The sequence below is a fragment of the Streptomyces sp. NPDC002520 genome (assembly GCF_053595235.1).
On sequence record NZ_JBSFXG010000001.1, the window covers coordinates 201,951 to 220,238 of the forward strand.

Below are 18,288 nucleotides of genomic sequence, written 5' to 3' on the forward strand. Positions count from 1 at the left end.
GTCGTCGCCCGCTTCGGCGATGCCGGAAGCAAGCGCGTACGCGCGTGAGTACGGTGCGGCGCTCCCTGACGCCCTGGAAGTCAACACCCGGGCGTCGGACCGGTCCTACCCGTCGGCCCGGGCGGACGGGCCAGAAGCCGAGGAGCGGTTCGCGCCGCACTGGCAGGAGATCGCCGACGCGGTGTGGCTCGCCGCGCACTGGAGCCGGGACGGCGGTCCCGACGTGGCCGGGGAAGGGCGGACGGCGGAGCGGCCCCGCCCGCTCCCGGACCGCGGGAGCGCACGCGCGGACGCGCCCGCGGAACCGCCCGCCGTACCTGACCCGGACCCCGTGTCTTTGCCCGCCGTCGCTGCCGACGTCCGGCCGACGCCGGTCCCGCCCCGCGATCCCGCCGTCCCGACCACATCGGCGAGCCCCGGTGAACGTGCCGTACCGGCACAGCTGTTACCCCACCCCGAGGGCCCCTACAGCCTGCACGTCGGACGGCCGCTGCTGCCCGCCGACGAACCCAGACAGCCGGGCCCCGGCAGGGCCACGGCCCTGCTCGCCCGCGCCCTGCACCGGCTGGCCCGGCGCATCCCCTCCCGCGACACCCTGGAACTGGACGAGGAGACCACCGCCGAACAGGGAGTCGTGGACGGCATGTGGATGCCTTTCCTGCGGCCCGCCCGCACCTCCGCCTTCGACCTGGTCCTCCTCACCGACGCGGCTCCCACGATGTGGGTCTGGGAGGACACCGTCGCCCGGCTCGCCGAGGCCGCCGAACACAGCGGCGCCTTCCGGGCCGTACGCACGGTGCAGGTGGAGATGGCGCGCACCGGCACCGCCACGCTGCGCTGGCCCACCGGGCGGACCGCCGCCGACCCCGGCGAACTGCTCGACGGGCGTGGCGGCCGGGTGTTTCTCGTCGTCACCGACGGACTCGCCCACGGCTGGGCCGCCCCCGCCGCCGACGACCTGCTCGGCCGACTTGCCCACGCCGGACCCACCGCGCTGATCCACCTGCTGCCGCCGCATCTGAGGCACCGCTCCTCGCTCTACCCGTACCCGGCGGTCCTGGAGGCCGGCGGATTCGGCGCCCCGAACCAGGGCCTCGGACACTGGGCGCCGCCCGGCGGCCCCGACCCGCTGCGGCCGTTGCCCGAGGGGGGCGACGAGTCCGTGCCGGTGCCCGTGCTGTCCCTCAAGCCGGGTTCCCTCGCCGCCTGGGCCGACCTGGTCACCGGCGAGCGCGGGGTGCGCCGCTCGCTGCCCGTCGTCCTGGCGGGCACCCTCACCAAGGGCGCGCCCGCGCCCGGCCTGCGCGCCCCGCGCTTCCCGCGCGCCGCTCCCGCCGCGGTACGCCGTTTCTTCACGCTCGCCACCCCGGCCGCGCGCCGACTGGCCACGCAACTGGCCACCATCCCCTTCGAGTTCGATCTGGTGGAGCAACTGCGGCGGCGCACCATGCCGGAGACCGGGCCGGGGCATCTCGCAGAGATCCTGATGGGCGGCCTGATCGACTGGAACAGCGGCGGCGACGGGCGCCCCGAGTTCGCCGACGGGGTGCGGGAGGCCCTGCTCGCCACCACCACGCGCAGCCAACTCGCCCGCACCGTCAGCGTGGTGGGCGACCTGCCCGCCGCCGGCCCGCGCGGTGTCGCGCTGCGCGCCGCCCTGCGCGACCCGATCGGCACCACCCTGCCCGACCCCGCCGAGCTCGGCTGGGCGCGCAGCGAGCTGGCCGTGATGCGCGCCCTGTCGGGGCCGTACTCCGAACGCGCCAAACGCATCGAACCGAACCTCGCCACGCGGACGAGCGGTGCCGCCGAGCGGGTGAACCGTACGGGCGGCGACGGATCATCCGGTGGCGGAGAAGGCAGTGTTCCAGCGTCGAGAGTCCCCGACGAGCCTGGAGAAACCGTGCCGCCCCTGGTAACCGACGCCACCCAACCCGAAGCCCCGGAGGCTGAACAGCTCATGACGAGCACCACGACCGCAACGCCGGCCCTACTGGTCAACGTGCCCCTCAGGAACACGTCGTTCGTCGGCCGCCAGGGACTGCTCAGGGCCGTGGAGGAGCAGCTCTCGAGCCAGGACACCGCGGCCGTCCTGCCGAACGCGCTGCACGGGCTCGGCGGAGTCGGCAAGTCCCAGTTGGCGCTGGAGTACGTCTACACCCACCAGCACGACTACCGGGTGATCTGCTGGATCCCGGCCGAGCGCGAGAGCCTCATCCTGGCCGCGCTCGCCAGCCTGGCGGGCCAACTGGGCGTCGCCCCGGCCGGCCAGAACAGCGCGGGTGCCCCCGCCGCGAACACCGCCGTGCCCGCGGTCCTGGAGGCGCTGCGCACCGGGGCGCCGTACGACAACTGGCTGCTGGTCTTCGACAACGCCGAGGACGTCGACGCCGTCCGCCAGTTCTTCCCGACCAACGGGCCCGGCAAGGTCATCGTCACCTCCCGGAACCGCGCCTGGGAGCGGGTGGCGACTTCGCTGCCGGTGAACGTCTTCGAGCGCGAGGAGTCCGTCGAGCTGCTCCAGAAGCGCTCGCCCGATCTGAGCGCCGCCGACGCCGGCCGCCTCGCCGAGGCACTCGGCGACCTGCCGCTCGCCGTCGAGCAGGCGGGCGCCTGGCGGGCTGTCACGGGCATGCAGGTCGACGAGTACCTCGACCTGCTCACCGCGCGCAGCCCGGACATCCTCGAACTCGACCCGTCCCCCGACTACCCGGTCTCCGTCGCCGCGGCCTGGGACATCTCACTGGAGCGGATCCTCGAGAACAACCCGGGTGCCCGGCAACTCCTCGACATCTGCGCCAGCATGGCCCCCGAGCCCATCCCGCGGTCCATGCTGCGCGGCAGCCGTGGCGTGAACATCACGCCCGAGGTCGACCCGCTGCTGCGCGAGTCGATCAAACTCAACCGGGCCATCCGTGACCTCAACCAGTTCTCCCTGGTCAAGGTGGACCCCCGGACCGACACCCTGCAGATGCACCGCCTGCTGCAGACCGTGCTCCTCGCCAAGCTGGGGAGCGAGGAACGCGAGCGGATGCGGGACGCCGCCCACCAGCTGCTGTCGGCCGCGAAGCCGGGCCCGCCGGGCTCCTCCCTGGAATGGCGCGCGTACCAGGCGCTGCTGCCCCATGTCCTGACCTCGCAGGCGGTGACCAGCACCGACACCTATGTGCGCGACCTGGTGTTCGACACGGTGTGGTTCCTCTACTACTGGGGTGACCACGAGGGCGCCGCGAACCTCGCACGGCAGGCCTGGAACGCCTGGCTCGCGGCATCCGGTGAGGAGAACCTCCACGTCATCCGCATGGCGAAGGCCTTCGCGTTCCTCCTGCGGCAGATCGGTCAGGTGCCCGAATCCATCCCGCTCACCGAGAAGGCGCTGGAGACCTCGCGCCGGATCGAGGTCGAGCCGGAGGAAATGATCGAGTCCCTGTGCGAAATGGCCGACGCGTACGGCTACCAGGGCCGGTTCCAGGAGGCACGGGACCTGACCGAGGAGGCCAGGGACCTGGCGCGGTCCCTGTTCGGCCCCGACGACCCCATCACGCTGCGCGCCACCCATGCCTACGGCGTGGACCTGCGGCTGTGCGGGCAGTTCCGGGAGGCCCTGCCCCTGGACCAGGAGAACGCCCGCCAGCGCGACCTGCTCTTCGGCCCGGCCAGTTTCTTCACCCTCAACACCCTCAACGCCCTCTCCATCGACATGCGTGAGTCCGGCGACTACCCCGGCGCCCGCGACTTCCAGGAGGACGCGTACCGGCGGGCGCGCGGCACGCTGGGCGAGGAACACCCGCTCACCCTGCGCATCGCCCGCAATCTCGCCGTGTGCCGACGGCGTGACGGGGCGCTCGCCGAGGCCGCCAAGCTCACGGAGGACACGCTGCGGCGGTTCGTCAACCGCTACGGCCCCGACCACTTCGACTCGCTGACGACCGCGACGAACCTGTCCGTCGACCACCGCCTCGCTGGGGACCTCGACGCCTCCCGGCAGCTGGCCGAGGTGACCGTGCCGCGCTTCGAGCAGCGGCTCGGGGAGAACCACGCGTACACCCTGCTCACCAAGGCCAATCTGGCCGCGACCATGCGGGCGCTGGGCAACCTCGACCGTGCGCAGGAACTGGAGGACGAAGCGGCCCGCCGGCTTGCCGACTCCGTCGGACCGCGTCACATCACGGCGCTCACCGTCGCGATCGGTCAGGCCAACACGGCTTCCGCACGACTGGACTTCGACCGGGCGCGCGAGATCGGCGAGGCCAACCTGGCGCTGCTCACCGAGGCCGCCGGAGAGAAGCACCCACTGACCCTGGCGTGCACCGCGAACCTCGCGCTCGACCTGCGCGGTCTGGGCCGCGGAGCTGAGGCGGACGAGCTCCAGCGCAAGGCGGTGGAGGGCTTCGCCGCGGTGGTCCGTGCCGACCACCCCTGGTTCAACGCGGCCCGGACGCGCCGCCGCATCGAGTGCGACATGGCGCCCATGCCGCTGTAGTGCCGTTGGGAGCCGCCGGGCCCGCGTCGTACGCGGGCCCGGGCCCGGTTGCCTCGTCCGGTTCAGCCCACGTCGGCCGCGGGGGCGGCCGACGCGCCGTCCTGCGGGTGCCGGAGCGCCGGATCGAGGGGCGGCATCGGAACACCTTCCCTGCCCCGGCCGGCACAGCGGCGGATCAGGACGAGCAGCGGCTGGGTGAACAGGGTCGTGGCCAGCGCCATGAAGACCAGGACCGTGTAGAGGGGCTTGCTGATCAGATGGGCCTGATAGCCCGCGTTGAGCGCGATCAGTTCGGTGAGGCCGCGCGTGCTCATCAGGACGCCCACGGTCCACGCGTCGCTCCGGTCCAGACCGCTCAGCGTTGCCGCCGCGGTGCCGCTGCCGATCTTCGTCGTGACGGCCAGTACGGTCACCGCCGCGAGGACGGCCCAGCCGGTGCCGCCCATGCTGTCGAGGGCGACGGCTTTGCCGGAGAGGACGAAGAAGAACGGCACGAGCAGATAGCCGACGGTGTGCAGTGCCCGCAGCAGGTCCGGATCGAGGGTGCCGTCCTCCTCGCGCGGCACCACCGCACCCGCGAGCAGAGCGCCGAAGATCACGTGCAGTCCGAGCGCATGCGTCACCGCGGCCGACGCGATGGCGAAGCTGGTCAGCAGCGCCAGCCGCTGCGAGGGCTCCATACGGGTGCGCCACAGCAGCCTGCGCAGTACCGGCCGGGCCACCACGAGCATCAGCGTGAGGAAGCCGACCGCCAGCAGCGCCCGCCACCCCCAGCTCAGGGACTGGCCCTGGCCGCCCGCGCCCAGCAGCGCCCCGGCCAGCACGGTCCATCCGATCACATCGAGGAGTCCGGCGGCGGAGACGGCCACCACTCCGGGCACCGTGTGGGACATGTTGTTCTCCCGCACTATGGCCGTCAGCACCGGAACCGCCGTGATCGACAGGGCGACCCCGGCGAACACGACCTGGGCGGGCGTCAGATGCGGCATGCCCAGATCACGCAGCTGGTCCTGGAAGAGCAGGGCACATCCGCTCCCCGCCGCCATCGGCACCACGAACGCGGCCACCGCCACGAACACCGCCGAACGCGCACGGGCGCCCAGGACCTTCAGATCCAGCTCGTAGCCCACCGCGAACAGGAACAGCACGAGGGCGAGCTGTGCGAAGCCGGTCAGCGCGGTGTCGATCTCCTTCGGGAACAAGTAGTCGTGCCCGTCCGGCCACGCGCTGCCGAGGAGCGAGGGCCCGAGCGCGATGCCCGCGGTCAACTGGCCCACGATGTACGGCTGCCTCAGCCGCTGTGCGACCCAGCCCGAGGCATGGGCGACCACGAGGATCAGGGCGGTGGCAAGCAGGATGTGCATGACCGTCTCATCAGGGCTCACGCTGTCCCCCTCGGTGTCCAGACGCGGAGGCCGTCAGTGCGGCCGGTGGCGGGTGCCACAGCTCCCGCAAGTTTGCTCGATCTCAACTTCCCCATGATACTGGTAAGTTGATGTCGCGACGGCAGTCGTACACGACGCTTCACAGGTGTCACGGGGGGCACATGACAGCGCTCGTCTTCATTCATGGGACAGGTGTTCGCGAACCTGACTTCTCTGCGCTGGCGGGGCGCGTCGCGGCCGGGCTGACCACGTTGCGCGGGGGACTTCGCATCGTGCCCTACTACTGGGGAGGCACGCACGGCGCCACGCTCGCGGCGGGCGGTGCGAGCCTGCCGCCGGAGGCGGGCACCACGCGTGGACTCAACGAGTCCCCTGCCGCCGGGGACACTGCCGACGACACGACCGCGGCCTGGGCCGCGCTCTACGCCGACCCGTACGCCGAACTCGCCCTCGCGGCAGCCGGCGCGGAGCCGAAGGGCGAACGTCCGCCCGGCTACCTAGCGCCTCAGCAGCAGCTCCAGGCGCACCTGACCGCGCTCGCCGCCCAGGGCGACACGCCCGCCGCCGAACTGGGGCCGGGGCTCGCCCGCGCCGCGACCGACCTGGCCGCGCACCCGCTGCTCGCGCCCGCGGCCGAGGCCCTCGCCCCGGAAGACCTGGCGACGCTCGCCGCCCGCAGCCTGGCCGCCCGGATCATCGCCGACGCCCTCGACGCCGACGCCCCGCTCGTCCCGGTCGGCGACACCCGCGACGCCGTCGTCGACCGGCTCGCCGAGGCCCTGGGCGCCCCACCGCGGGGCAGCGAGCGCGGGATGCGCTCCCTGCTGCTGCGGGTCGCGGGTCCGGCCGCCTCGCGTGCGGTCGTACGCCGTCGGCGCGCCCTCACCCAAGCCGCCCACCCCGCCGCCGGGGACGTCCTGCGCTACCTCAGCCGCGGCGCCGGCGTCCGGGCGGATCTGCGCACCCTCGTCGGAGGCCTGGAGCCGCCCGTCGTGCTCGTCGGACACAGCCTGGGCGGCATCATCGCCCTGGACACCCTGATCTCCGCGCCCTTGTCCCAGGTCCGGCTCCTGGTGACGGCCGGCTCCCAGGGCCCGTTCCTGTACGAGTCGGGCTCCCTGCCCTCCCTCGAACACCCCGCGCCCCTGCCGCCCCACGTCCCGGACTGGCTGAACCTGTACGATCCCCGCGACCTGCTCGGCTACCTCGGCGCGGCCCTGTTCCCGGGGCGCGTCACCGACGTCGCCGTCGACAGCCGCCAGCCCTTCCCGGCCGCGCACAGCGCCTACTGGACCAACCCCGAGGTGTACCGGCACATCGTGGACCGCCTGCCGTGACCGCTCCCACGCCCGCCCGCGTCGACCCGAACCGCGTCCACGCCCTGATCGTCGGAGTCGAGACCTACGACGCCGGACCCGCCTGGGATCTGCCGGGCCCGGCCCGGGACGCCGTACGCTTCCACCGGCTGCTGCGCGACGCGGGGGTGCCGGAGAGCCAACTGCGGTTGCACTTGGCACCGTTGCCCCCGTACGACCCCGGACTGCCCTACGCGCCGACCGACCAGGCCACCCTGCGTCGCGTCCTGGTCCGCGAACTTCCGCTCGCGCAGGGCGACATCCTGTGGGTGTGGTGGGGCGGGCACGGGGTTCTCGACCGGTCGGGGCGCCTGCGGCTGTTCTGCTCGGACGCCACCACCGCCGACAAACTGGGCATCGACCTCGACTCCGCGCTCGAACGGTACGCCGGGGACGCCGTGCCCGGCTTCGCCCGGCAGATGTGGGTCGTGGACGCCTGCGAGACCTTCGAGGAGGACCTCGCCCTGCGGGAGCAGCTCCCGCCCGACGCACTGCCCGTGGGCGGGCGCAACCTCGCCCACCAGCAGACCCTGTTGCGTGCGGCGGGCCGCGGCCGGGCGGCGGCCAACGACCCGGTGCGGGGCACCGGGCTGTTCTCCGACGTCCTGCTCGGTCTCCTGGCCGACAGGGCAGGCGTCCTGCCCGCGCCGCCGGATCCCGAGGAACTGTTTCCCGCCGTCCGGGTACGCATCGGGGCCCTCAGGGAAGCGGGCCGTACTCTGCAGTATCCCGAGATCCGCCTGCAGAGCCCCGAACGCACGGAGAGCCTGCCCCCGTCCGCACCGTCCTCGACGGGCCGTCCGGTCTCGCCGTTGCTGCGGGCCGTGGACGCCCTCATGGCCTATCCACTGATGGCCGACCCTGTCGAACGGCAGGCGGTGGTCGCCGCGTTGGACTCCTCCCACACCGCGACGCTCGCCCGTCACACCAAGGCCCGCACGGAGGCCACCTACCTGCTCAACCACCTTGCCAAGCGCGGTGCGGACGCGTTGTGGGCGCTGTACGACGCGGTGGTGTCCGTCGACGACGATCCGGAGCGCGGGGCCGAACTGGAGGCGGCGTTGAGGGAGTTCGGGGACCGGTTCGGACGCCCGCGCGGCCGGGGATGATCAGGTGGCGTGATCGTACGGTTTTCGACGGGGGGAGGAATGGTCATGATGGAAATGGACACGAGGAACTGTGTGCCACCGTTTCGTGAAGGGGGGAGCACCTTGGATCAGCCGTCTGCACGGCTGCATGTCGAAGCCGCCGTCCATGAGCCGGCCGTCGTCTCGGGGACCGACTTCTGGGAGGCGGATCTGGCCGACCTCACGGGGCTGCCCCTGACCGCGGTGGACGACCTCGCTCCGCTGCGTCCGTCGGCCCGTCTGCTGGCCGAAGTCCTGCGCGCCCGCAGCAGCATGAGAGCCGGGAACGAAGGAGGCGGCGGCGGAGCCCGGGCCGAATAGCCGTCCCGCCCGATCGGCCGAGCCCTCATGAGGTCTCCGCCTGCCCGCCGGGGTCCACGTGCGCCCCTTCCGAGCGACCGGAGGTCCCCGTCCATGACCAGTGAGCCGCGCGCCGCCGCCCCCTTCCGTATGCCCGAGGGGCTTTTCGCGGAACTGGCCGTCGGCGGCGGCTCGGCGCAGGCCCTCGCGTTCCTCGAGCAGAGCGAGCGGGCGCGCCGGCTGCTGCTCCTGCGCACGCTGCTGGACCACCTCGACGGGCTGCCCACACCGCTGACCCCGGCCGCCGAGGCGTGGCACGTCCTCAAGGACGCCGCCGAGCAGGCGCCCGGCCCGGTCGAGCGGCTGCTGCTCGCCCCGGCGACCGGTGGCTGGCTCGCCCACATGCTGCGCCGGGTGCACGGCACCGCGTCGGGCCCGCCGCTGTGGGTGGAGGCCGGCCACCTGTGCGCGCTGGCGGTGACGGCGTCCCTGCGCGCGGGGACGGAGGCAGAGCTCCGGGTCCCGCTCACCGACGGGGCCCTGTCCCTCCCGGGCCTCGGCCAGGCCCGGCTGCCGGAGGCGGCCCCGGGCCGCACGGTCGGCGTGGCCGCCACCAGCAGGGGCGTCCTCACCCTCACCGGCCCCGGACGGCACTCCGTGCCGACGGCCCTCACCTGCCGCCCGGCCACGGCCCCGCTGCGCAGCCGCAGGGCCGCCCGAGTGCCGGTGCCCGGGTACGACAGGGCGGAGGAATCAGGGACCCGCGGCGCGGAAGAGTCAGGGATCCGCAGCAGGGCAGAGGACACCGAGAGCCCCGCCACCTGGTACCCGCTGCGCACCCTCACCCACATCGGCCGGGCCGGAGTCACCGCGATACCCCTCGACGACCTCGACCCGTACCGCGACCTCGACGACCCGGTCCCGCCCGCCCGGCTCGACGCCGACGAGGCGGACGAGTGGCAGCGGTTGTTCGACGACGCCGTCGCCATTCTGGCGACCCCCGGCGGAACCGGGCCGGGCCGTGTGGACCCCGCCGCGATCCGGGCGATCGTCCCCTTCGGCCGCACGGGCGTCCTGCCGCCCCCACCGCCCGCGGTTCCCCTGTCCGGTTCGAGCGGCGACTCCTACGGCGCCATGGTGATCGCCCGTCCCGCCTCCGCGCCGGCCCTCGCCGAGACCCTCGTCCACGAGTTCCAGCACAGCAAACTAGCCGCCCTCCTCCACCTCTTCCCGCTGCTCGACGACGACCGGACGGAGCGCTACTACGCCCCCTGGCGCGCCGACCCGCGCCATCTCACCGGACTCCTGCACGGCGCCTACGCGTTCACCGGCGTCGCGGGCTTCTGGCGGGACCGGCTGGCCGGGCCAAAGCCCCCCGAGGAGGCCGGATACCACTTCGCGCTGCGTCGCCTGCAGAGCCGTCTCGTCGTCCGCACCCTGCTGACCAGCGGCCGGCTGACCACCCAGGGCACCGCCCTCGTGTCCGGGCTCGCCCGCACGCTGGACGGCTGGCTGCGCGAGCCGGTGCCCGAGGCGGCCCTCGCCCGCGCCCGTACGGCCGCCGTCCTGCACCGCACGGAGTGGCGGCTGAGGACTGTCGACCCGGCAGGTGAGCCCCTCGGGCGCACTCATGGGTTCCGTCCCGACCGGACCCTGTGGCCGGACGTCCGCACCCAGGCCTTCGCCACCCGTCCCACCGCGCCTCGTACGGCCGACGAGTACCTCGCCGCGGGGCGTCCGGCAGCCGCGCTGGCCCGTTACGAGGACGCCCTCGCCGACGATCCGGCCGAGCCGCACGCCCTGGCCGGGTGGATCGTCGCCCGCGCGACCCTCGAACCAGGCCGGACGGCCCGGCGCATGCTGGCCCGGCCGGAACTGCTGCGGCCATCCGGGCGGTGAGCGCAGGGGGCAGGGGGCAGGGGTTCACCCCACCCACCGGTGTTCACCGGTTCACCCCACCCATCGGTGTACAGCCCAGGGGCCGGTGTTCACGCCACCAGCCGCAGCCGGTCCGCGCACACGCGCACGTCGACCGACTGACCCCAGGTCAGTTCCAGCGCGTCGGCCTCCATCCCGTCCCCGAAGGCGATCAGGCGCTCGGACTCGACCGTGATCCGGAGCCGGCGTGCCGCGAGCAGTTCCCCCGCCACCAGGGAGGTGCCGGTGGCGGGGGAGGGCCAGGCCTCGCGCACGAACCACAGCAGCCGGTCCTCCACGGGGGCCGGCAACCGCAGCCGCGAGTCCCGCTCCTGCCACAGCGACCGGAGCCAGCCGGTCGCGCCCGTCCCCGTGCCGACGAGCACCCCCGAGGAGGCCTGGGCCTCGACGACACCCCCGTCGTCCTCGAGGCCCAGGCGGTAGCGGGCGGTCTGGTGACCGGCGGCGCCGAGGTAGATCTCGTTGAGGGCGACCAGTCGCTGGCTGTCGTCCGCCAAGGCCTCGACCATGGTGAGCTCCTCCACCGTCGTGCTCGCGGTGAGCAGCGCCGCGGTGTCCTCGGGCCGGTGCCGTACCAGCACGCCCGGGTTGCGGCCGGGGTCGGTGTCGATGCCCACGACCGGCTGCCCGGCGAGGTACTTGGCGACGTTCGCCACCAGTCCGTCCTGCCCGACCACGACCACGACATCCTCCGGAGCGAACAGGAACCGGTCGAGGTCGGCTCGCTCCACCCGCGCCTGACGCCAGGTCAGCGGCACGGCGCCGGTCACCAGAGCCAGCGCCCGTCGCGTACGGCGGTGCCGCTCGGTGACCTCCTCGATGTCCCGGCCCCGGGAGGCGAGGAAGAAGGCGGCCTGGCCGTGCGTGCCGTGCCGGGCCACCAACTCCTCGTACTCCGTGGTGCGATGGACCAGGACGGCGCGCGGTGCGAGGCTCACTCGGCCGTCCCCGGCGCGAGCCTGGCCAGCAGACCGGTCAGCACGTCCGGCGAGACGGTCACACTGTCGATCCGCGGCAGGTTCTCCGCGAGCCGGGTGGCGGTGAGCGCCCGCAGCGTCTTTGCCCCGTCGACCCCGGCCTCCGCGTGCACCCGCAGCCAGGCCGCCTGGGCCTGGGCCCGTGCCTCGCCGACCTCGCGGGCGCCCTCGGCCTCCGCGCGGGCGACCGCCGCCGTCCGTGCCGCCTCGGCCTCGGCCAGCTTCAGGGAACGGGCCGCCTCCGCGTCCGCCAGCCGCACGTTCCGGGCCGCCTCCGCCTCGGCGAGCTTCACCGACCGAGTGGCCTCCGCCTCCGCCAGCTTCACCGACCGGGCCGCCTCCGCCTGGGCGCGCACCGCGTCCGCGGCCGCCTGCTCCTCTGCCTCGCGCCGGGCGTTGGTGCCGCGCTGCTCGACCAACTGTTCCTCGCGGCGGGCCAGTTCGATCCGGCTGGCCAGCTCGTTCTCGGCGATCGTGCGCTCCCGCTCGACCGCCACGGCCCGCCGCTCGTAGGTCGCCCGGTCGGCCTCCTGCTGGATCTGTTCCCGGGCCGGGGTGCGCAGCGCCCGCTCCACCTCCGGCTCCGGCCGCAGGGCCATCACGCGCACGGCCACCACCTCGATGCCGGTGGCCGGCAGCCGCGGCTCCGCGGCGAGCCCGGCCGCGAGCCGTTCGCGGACCACGGCCACGCCGTCGGTCAGCGCGGCCGACAGCGCCGTACGGGCCAGGACGTCCAGCGCGTGCTGCTGGGCGGTCTCGGTGAGCAGGGTGCCCAGCTGTTCGAGCGGTGTGCCGCGCCAGGCGCCGGTGTCCGGGTCGATCGAGAAGTCCAGGCGGGCGGCGGCGACGGACGGGTCGGCGATCCGGTAGGTGACCGTCGCCTGCACGGACACGTCCTGGAAGTCGCAGGTGCGGGCGTGGAAGGTCATGGCCAGTTCCCGGTCGTCCACCGGCACCTCGGACAGGGCGGCGGCCAGCGGCCGGAACCAGAAGCTGAGCCCCGGACCGTCGTGGACCAGCGTGCCGGAGCGGTGGTGCCGGACGTGCGCCGTGGGCGCGCCGCGCAGATGACGCCAGCCCAGGCGCCGCGTGATGTCGGCCATGGAAACCCCCTCGGGAGAACCCCTCGATTTTCGTCACTGAGACGATAAACTCGGAGGCCGCTTCTCGTCAATAGGACGAAAACTGGGAGCGGTGCAAACAGCAGAGATGAGCGTGAAGGCGGGCGTCGGCGGCCAGGATGGAGGCATGGCATACCACGTCGACTCCGAGGCCGGTCGGCTGCGCCGCGTGATCCTGCACCGGCCCGACCTCGAGCTCAAAAGGCTCACCCCCAGCAACAAGGAATCCCTGCTCTTCGACGACGTGCTGTGGGTGCGCCGGGCGCGCGCCGAGCACGACGGGTTCGCCGACGTCCTGCGTGACCGCGGGGTCGCCGTCCATCTCTTCGGCGACCTGCTCACCGAGACCCTGGCGCTCCCCGAGGCCCGGACCCTCGTCCTGGACCGGGTCTTCGACGAGAAGGAGTACGGTCCCCTCGCCACCGGCCACCTGCGCGCCGCCTTCGACCGGATGACCCCGGGCGAGCTGGCCGAGGTGCTGATCGGCGGCATGACCAAGCGGGAGTTCCTCGGCGCGTACGAGGAGCCGGCCTCCGTCCGCTTCCACGCCATGGACCTGGACGACTTCCTGCTCCGTCCGCTGCCCAACCACCTCTTCACCCGGGACACCTCGGCGTGGATCTACGACGGTGTCTCGATCAACGCCATGCGCTGGCCCGCCCGGCAGCGGGAGACCGTGCACTTCGAGGCGATCTACCGGCACCATCCGCTGTTCCGTGACGAAATGTTCCATGTCTGGTCGCGCGGCCAGGCCGACTACCCCTCCACCATCGAGGGTGGCGACGTCCTGGTGATCGGCAACGGCGCCGTCCTCATCGGCATGAGCGAGCGCACCACCCCGCAGGCCGTGGAGATGCTCGCGACCAAGCTGTTCGCGGCCGGCTCCGCGCGGACGATCGTGGCGCTGGACATGCCCAAGCGGCGCGCCTTCATGCACCTCGACACCGTGATGACCATGGTCGACGGCGACACCTTCACCCAGTACGCCGGGCTCGGCATGCTGCGCTCGTACACCATCGAGCCCGGGGCCGGTGAGCGGGAGCTGAAGGTCACCGACCATCCGCCGGAGCACATGCACCGCGCGATCGCCGCCGCCCTGGGGCTCGGCGAGATCCGGGTCCTGACCGCCACCCAGGACGTGCACGCGGCCGAACGTGAGCAGTGGGACGACGGCTGCAACGTGCTCGCCGTCGAGCCCGGGGTCGTCGTCGCCTACGAGCGCAACTCCACCACCAACACGCATCTGCGCAAGCAGGGCATCGAAGTGATCGAGATCCCGGGCAGTGAACTGGGGAGGGGGCGGGGCGGGCCGCGGTGCATGAGCTGTCCCGTGGAGCGTGATGCAGTGTGAGCGGGCCCACTTTCAGGCGGCGCATAAACATGCTGATGACCGTATATAATTCCAGAGCCCTGTACCCGTACCTCTGGAGCGCCCCCATGGCGACAGTCCCGACCGCCCTCGCCGGCCGCCACTTCCTCAAGGAGCTGGACTTCACCGCCGAGGAGTTCCGCGGCCTGGTCGAGCTGGCCGCGGAGCTGAAGGCGGCGAAGAGGGCGGGCGACGAGACGCAGTACCTGCGAGGCAGGAACATCGCGCTGGTCTTCGAGAAGACCTCGACGCGCACCCGCTGCGCGTTCGAGGTCGCCGCCGCCGACCAGGGCGCCCACACGACCTACCTCGACCCGGCCGGCTCGCAGATCGGACACAAGGAGTCCGTGAAGGACACCGCCCGCGTCCTCGGCCGGATGTTCGACGCCATCCAGTACCGGGGGCACAGCCAGGGCGTGGTCGAGGAACTGGCCCGGTACGCCCACGTCCCCGTCTACAACGGCCTCACCGACGAGTGGCACCCCACCCAGATGCTCGCCGACGTGCTCACCATGACCGAGCACAGCGACCGGCCGCTGTCCGAGATCGCCTACGCCTACCTCGGCGACGCCCGCTACAACATGGGCAACTCCTACCTCGTCACCGGCGCCCTGCTCGGCATGGACGTCCGCATCGTCGCGCCCAAGGTGCTGTGGCCGGACGAGACGATCGTCCAGGTGGCCCGGCAGCTCGCCACCGCGTCCGGCGCCCGGATCACGCTCACCGACGACGTGCGGGAGGGTGTGCGCGGCGCCGACTTCATCGCCACCGACGTCTGGGTGTCGATGGGTGAGCCCAAGGAGGTCTGGGACGAGCGCATCGCGCTGCTCGGCCCCTACGCCGTGACCATGGACGTGCTGCGCGCCACCGGCAAGCCGGACGTGAAGTTCCTCCACTGCCTGCCGGCCTTCCACGACCTCGGGACCGCCGTCGGCCGCGAGATCCACGAGCGGCACGGACTGACCGAGCTGGAGGTCACCGACGAGGTGTTCGAGTCCGAGCACTCGGTGGTCTTCGACGAGGCCGAGAACCGTATGCACACCATCAAGGCGGTCCTTGTGGCCTCGCTGGCCCGGCCTGCGTCACACAGCCTTGCCTGACCCGCCTCACCAGGCCTTATCCTGACCGGCGGCCCGGAGCCACCCCTTCCGGGTCACCGCAGCGACCTCCCCCCGCCACTCGACGCCGCTCGAGCGGGGGCGACCCCGTCGGTCGCACCGCACCACCAGAAACGAGCACCACCCGCATGCCCGCTCCCCGCATCAAGTCCCCGCATCTGCTCGTCGCCGAATCCGGCGCCGACCGCGAGGGACACGGCCTGAAGCGCTCGATGGGCCTCTTCCAGCTCATCTGCTTCGGTGTCGGCGCCATCGTCGGCACCGGCATCTTCGTCGGCCTCTCCGACTCCGTCGCCCAGGCCGGACCGGCCGTGGTCGTCTCCTACGTCCTCGCCGCGATCACCTGCGTCTTCACCGCCTTCTCCTTCGCCGAGCTGGGCGGTGCGATCCCGGTCTCCGGCTCCTCGTACTCCTTCGCCTACGCCGGCCTCGGCGAATCCACGGCCTTCCTGGTCGGCTGGTGCCTGCTGCTGGAGTACGGCATCTCCATCTCGGCGGTCGCCCTCGGCTGGAGCCAGTACGTCAACGAACTCCTGCAGAGCCTCACCGGCCGACAGCTCCCGCACGCCCTGTCCGCCGGGCCCGGCGACGGCGGCATCATGAACCTGCCCGCCGTGATCGTCATCGCCATGGCGTCCGTGCTGCTGGTGCGCGGGGTGCGGGAGAGCGCACGCGCCACCGCGGCCATGGCGGCCGTGAAGCTCGTCATCCTCCTGGCCTTCTGCGCCATCGGCTACAGCGCCTTCAAGGACGGCAACCTCACCCCGTTCTCCCCGGCCGGCCTCGGCGGCATCGGTGCCGGCACCACCGCCGCGTTCTTCTCCTACATCGGCTTCGACGCGATCACCACCGCCGGCGAGGAGGCCAAGAACCCGCGCCGCGACATCCCGATCGCGATCATGGTCTGCATGGGTCTTGTCACGGTCCTGTACTGCGCGGTCGCGCTCGCCGCGATCGGTGCCATCGGCGGCGACCAGGTCGCCGGCCGGCCCGCCGCCCTGTCCTACGTCGTCAACACGGTCACCGGCTCCGCCGTCGGCGGCGGTGTCGTCGCCTTCGGCGCGGTCGTCGCCATCGCCTCCGTCGTCCTCGCCGTGATGTACGGCCAGACCCGCATCCTGATGTCGATGTCCCGGGACGGCCTCATCCCGCGCGTCTTCGAGAAGGTCTCGCCGAAGACCTCCACCCCGGTGGCCGGAACGCTCATCGTCGCGATCGTCTTCGCCGTCCCGGCGGCCTTCGCCTCGCTCGACGCCGTGATGAACCTGTGCACCATCGGCACCCTCGCGATCATGGCCGTCGTCAACATCGCGGTGATCGCCCTGCGCCGCCGCGAGCCGGGCCTGCGGCGCAGCTTCCGGGTGCCGCTCTATCCGGTCGGCCCGCTGCTCGGCGTGGGCTTCTGCCTGTACCTGATGTACGAGACCGGCTGGGGGACCTGGATCCAGTTCGCGGTGTTCCTCGTGGTGGGCCTGCTGATCTACCTCGCCTACGGGCGCCGGAACTCCACGCTGGCCCGGTCGGCCGCCGCCGAGGTCAGCTCGGACGCCGCTGAGCGGGAACCACAGGCAGTCTGAACCACACCGCCTTGCCCGACGAGGTCGGGCGGTGACCGCAGGACGAGCTGAGGGCGCGGATCAACAACAGACCGCGCCCTCCCTCCTGCCAGGGGTCGGGCTGCTCGATCACCGGACGGGTGAGATGGCCGGGCGGCGCCGGGTCCGGGTCGTGCACCTCGACCTGGCAGCCGGTCGGCCGCAACTCCACCACCAGCTCGATCGGGCCGCGCCCGGCGGTGTGTTCCACCGCGTTGGCCACCAGCTCCGCCGTGAGCAGCTCCGCCGTGTCGCAGTCCGTCGTGTGCTCCACCTCGGCCAGGGCCTCGCGCACCAGAGCGCGCGCCGCCGGCACCGCCGCGGCGGTGTGCGGCAGGGCGATACGCCAGGAGGCCGATTCGGTGGGGCGTTCGTGCAAGGCGAGTCCGTTCATGGAGCAGGCTGTCCTGCTTTCGACTGTAGGAATGGTACGGGCCCGGCCACCAAAACCGTCGGCGGGCACCGCCCGGGACCTCCGTCCCCGGCACCGGGCTGCCTACCCGGCCGAACGCCCCGTCTCGCACGGCCGCGCCCACTGTTACCGCGCTGTCGCCGACCGGTGACCTGCGTGCGGTGACCCGGCCGGGCGCGTGACACGGTTGTGTCGCCCTCATGACGACAGTCACGAAAAAGTGATAACTTCATGGGACACCGCAACGTGAGGCACCGCCCCCCTAGGAGGCCGCACGTCATGAGTCCCTTCACCGGCTCCGCCGCCCGCACCTCCGACTGGGAGCATCTGCGGGTCCGGCTCGCCGACGGCGTCGCCACCGTCACCCTGGCCCGCCCCGACAAGCTCAACGCACTCACCTTCGGCGCCTACGCCGACCTGCGCGACCTGCTCGCCGAGCTGTCCCGGGAGCGCTCGGTGCGGGCCCTGGTGCTCACCGGCGAGGGGCGCGGCTTCTGCTCCGGCGGCGACGTGGACGAGATCATCGGCGCCACGCTGTCCATGGACACCGCCCAGCTGCTCGACTTCAACCGCATGACCGGCCAGGTGGTACGGGCGATCCGCGAATGCCCCTTCCCGGTGATCGCCGCCGTGCACGGCGTGGCGGCCGGCGCCGGTGCGGTGCTCGCCCTGGCGGCCGACTTCCGGATCGCCGATCCCTCGGCCCGCTTCGCCTTCCTCTTCACCCGCGTCGGCCTGTCCGGCGGCGACATGGGCGCGGCCTACCTCCTGCCCCGCGTCGTCGGCCTCGGCCACGCCACCCGTCTCCTGATGCTCGGCGAACCGGTCCGCGCCCCCGAGGCCGAGCGCATCGGCCTGATCAGCGAACTGACCGAGGAGGGGCGGACCGACGAGCGAGCCCTCGAACTGGCCCGCCACCTGGCCGACGGCCCGGCCCTGGCCTACGCCCAGACGAAGGCCCTGCTGACCGCCGAGCTGGACATGCCCCTGGCCACCTCGATCGAACTGGACGCCTCCACCCAAGCCCTCCTGATGAACGGCGAGGACTACGCGGAGTTCCACGCGGCGTTCACGGAAAAGCGCCCCCCGAAGTGGAGGGGGAGGTAGC

At 72.7% G+C, this 18,288-nt stretch carries 13 protein-coding genes; 9 read left to right on the top strand and 4 right to left on the bottom strand.

From position 1 onward, the window contains the following. Positions 1–19: 19 nt before the first annotated feature. A complete protein-coding gene (fxsT, locus tag ACWD5D_RS00850; protein WP_451370622.1) occupies positions 20–4,483 on the top strand; it encodes an FxSxx-COOH system tetratricopeptide repeat protein in 4,464 nt (1,487 codons plus the stop codon). Positions 4,484–4,545: 62 nt separating this feature from the next. On the opposite strand, the gene ACWD5D_RS00855 is transcribed toward fxsT, so the two are convergent. After that, entirely contained in the window at positions 4,546–5,868 is a 1,323-nt protein-coding gene (locus tag ACWD5D_RS00855; protein ID WP_451370623.1) for a cation:proton antiporter, read from the bottom strand. 272 nt (positions 5,869–6,140) lie between these two features. Here ACWD5D_RS00855 and ACWD5D_RS00860 point away from each other — a divergent pair, with 272 nt between their 5' ends. The 4 genes from ACWD5D_RS00860 (at position 6,141) to ACWD5D_RS00875 (ending at position 10,549) form a co-directional block, all read left to right on the top strand. After that, complete coding sequence (locus ACWD5D_RS00860; protein WP_451370624.1) at positions 6,141–7,205, top strand: alpha/beta fold hydrolase; 1,065 nt, start codon at positions 6,141–6,143, stop codon at positions 7,203–7,205. Then, a complete protein-coding gene (locus ACWD5D_RS00865; RefSeq protein ID WP_451370625.1) occupies positions 7,202–8,332 on the top strand; it encodes an effector-associated domain 2-containing protein in 1,131 nt (376 codons plus the stop codon). Before ACWD5D_RS00860 ends, ACWD5D_RS00865 begins: the two co-directional genes overlap by 4 nt. Positions 8,333–8,434: 102 nt before the next feature. Then, entirely contained in the window at positions 8,435–8,671 is a 237-nt protein-coding gene (locus tag ACWD5D_RS00870) for a hypothetical protein (protein ID WP_451370626.1), read from the top strand. A gap of 93 nt (positions 8,672–8,764) precedes the next feature. After that, entirely contained in the window at positions 8,765–10,549 is a 1,785-nt protein-coding gene (locus ACWD5D_RS00875) for an HEXXH motif domain-containing protein (protein WP_451370627.1), read from the top strand. Between the two features lie 89 nt (positions 10,550–10,638). Here the strand turns inward: ACWD5D_RS00875 and ACWD5D_RS00880 are convergent, their stop codons facing one another. Both ACWD5D_RS00880 and ACWD5D_RS00885 read right to left on the bottom strand, forming a co-directional pair. Further along, positions 10,639–11,526, bottom strand: a complete 888-nt coding sequence (locus ACWD5D_RS00880) for a hypothetical protein (protein WP_451370628.1) — start codon at positions 11,524–11,526, stop codon at positions 10,639–10,641. Continuing rightward, on the bottom strand, positions 11,523–12,668 hold the full coding sequence (locus ACWD5D_RS00885; protein ID WP_451370629.1) for an SPFH domain-containing protein: 1,146 nt from the start codon (positions 12,666–12,668) through the stop codon (positions 11,523–11,525). The genes ACWD5D_RS00880 and ACWD5D_RS00885 overlap by 4 nt, the downstream gene beginning before the upstream one ends. A 145-nt stretch (positions 12,669–12,813) precedes the next feature. On the opposite strand from ACWD5D_RS00885, the gene ACWD5D_RS00890 reads away from it, so the two are divergent. The 3 genes from ACWD5D_RS00890 to ACWD5D_RS00900 all read left to right on the top strand — a co-directional run bounded on the left by ACWD5D_RS00890 (position 12,814) and on the right by ACWD5D_RS00900 (position 16,750). Next, positions 12,814–14,037, top strand: a complete 1,224-nt coding sequence (locus ACWD5D_RS00890; RefSeq protein ID WP_451370630.1) for an arginine deiminase — start codon at positions 12,814–12,816, stop codon at positions 14,035–14,037. Positions 14,038–14,123: 86 nt separating this feature from the next. Beyond that, on the top strand, positions 14,124–15,155 hold the full coding sequence (gene argF, locus ACWD5D_RS00895; RefSeq protein WP_451370631.1) for an ornithine carbamoyltransferase: 1,032 nt from the start codon (positions 14,124–14,126) through the stop codon (positions 15,153–15,155). A 146-nt stretch (positions 15,156–15,301) separates the two neighbouring features. Continuing rightward, positions 15,302–16,750 carry an APC family permease gene (locus ACWD5D_RS00900; protein ID WP_451370632.1) on the top strand — a complete coding sequence of 483 codons (1,449 nt, stop codon included), beginning with the start codon at positions 15,302–15,304 and terminating at the stop codon, positions 16,748–16,750. Here ACWD5D_RS00900 and ACWD5D_RS00905 read toward each other — a convergent pair. Next, complete coding sequence (locus ACWD5D_RS00905; protein ID WP_451370633.1) at positions 16,710–17,162, bottom strand: ATP-binding protein; 453 nt, start codon at positions 17,160–17,162, stop codon at positions 16,710–16,712. The genes ACWD5D_RS00900 and ACWD5D_RS00905 overlap by 41 nt on opposite strands. Before the next feature lie 297 nt (positions 17,163–17,459). Here ACWD5D_RS00905 and ACWD5D_RS00910 point away from each other — a divergent pair, with 297 nt between their 5' ends. Next, positions 17,460–18,287, top strand: a complete 828-nt coding sequence (locus ACWD5D_RS00910) for an enoyl-CoA hydratase family protein (RefSeq protein WP_451370634.1) — start codon at positions 17,460–17,462, stop codon at positions 18,285–18,287. The last annotated feature ends 1 nt before the right edge of the window (position 18,288 follow it).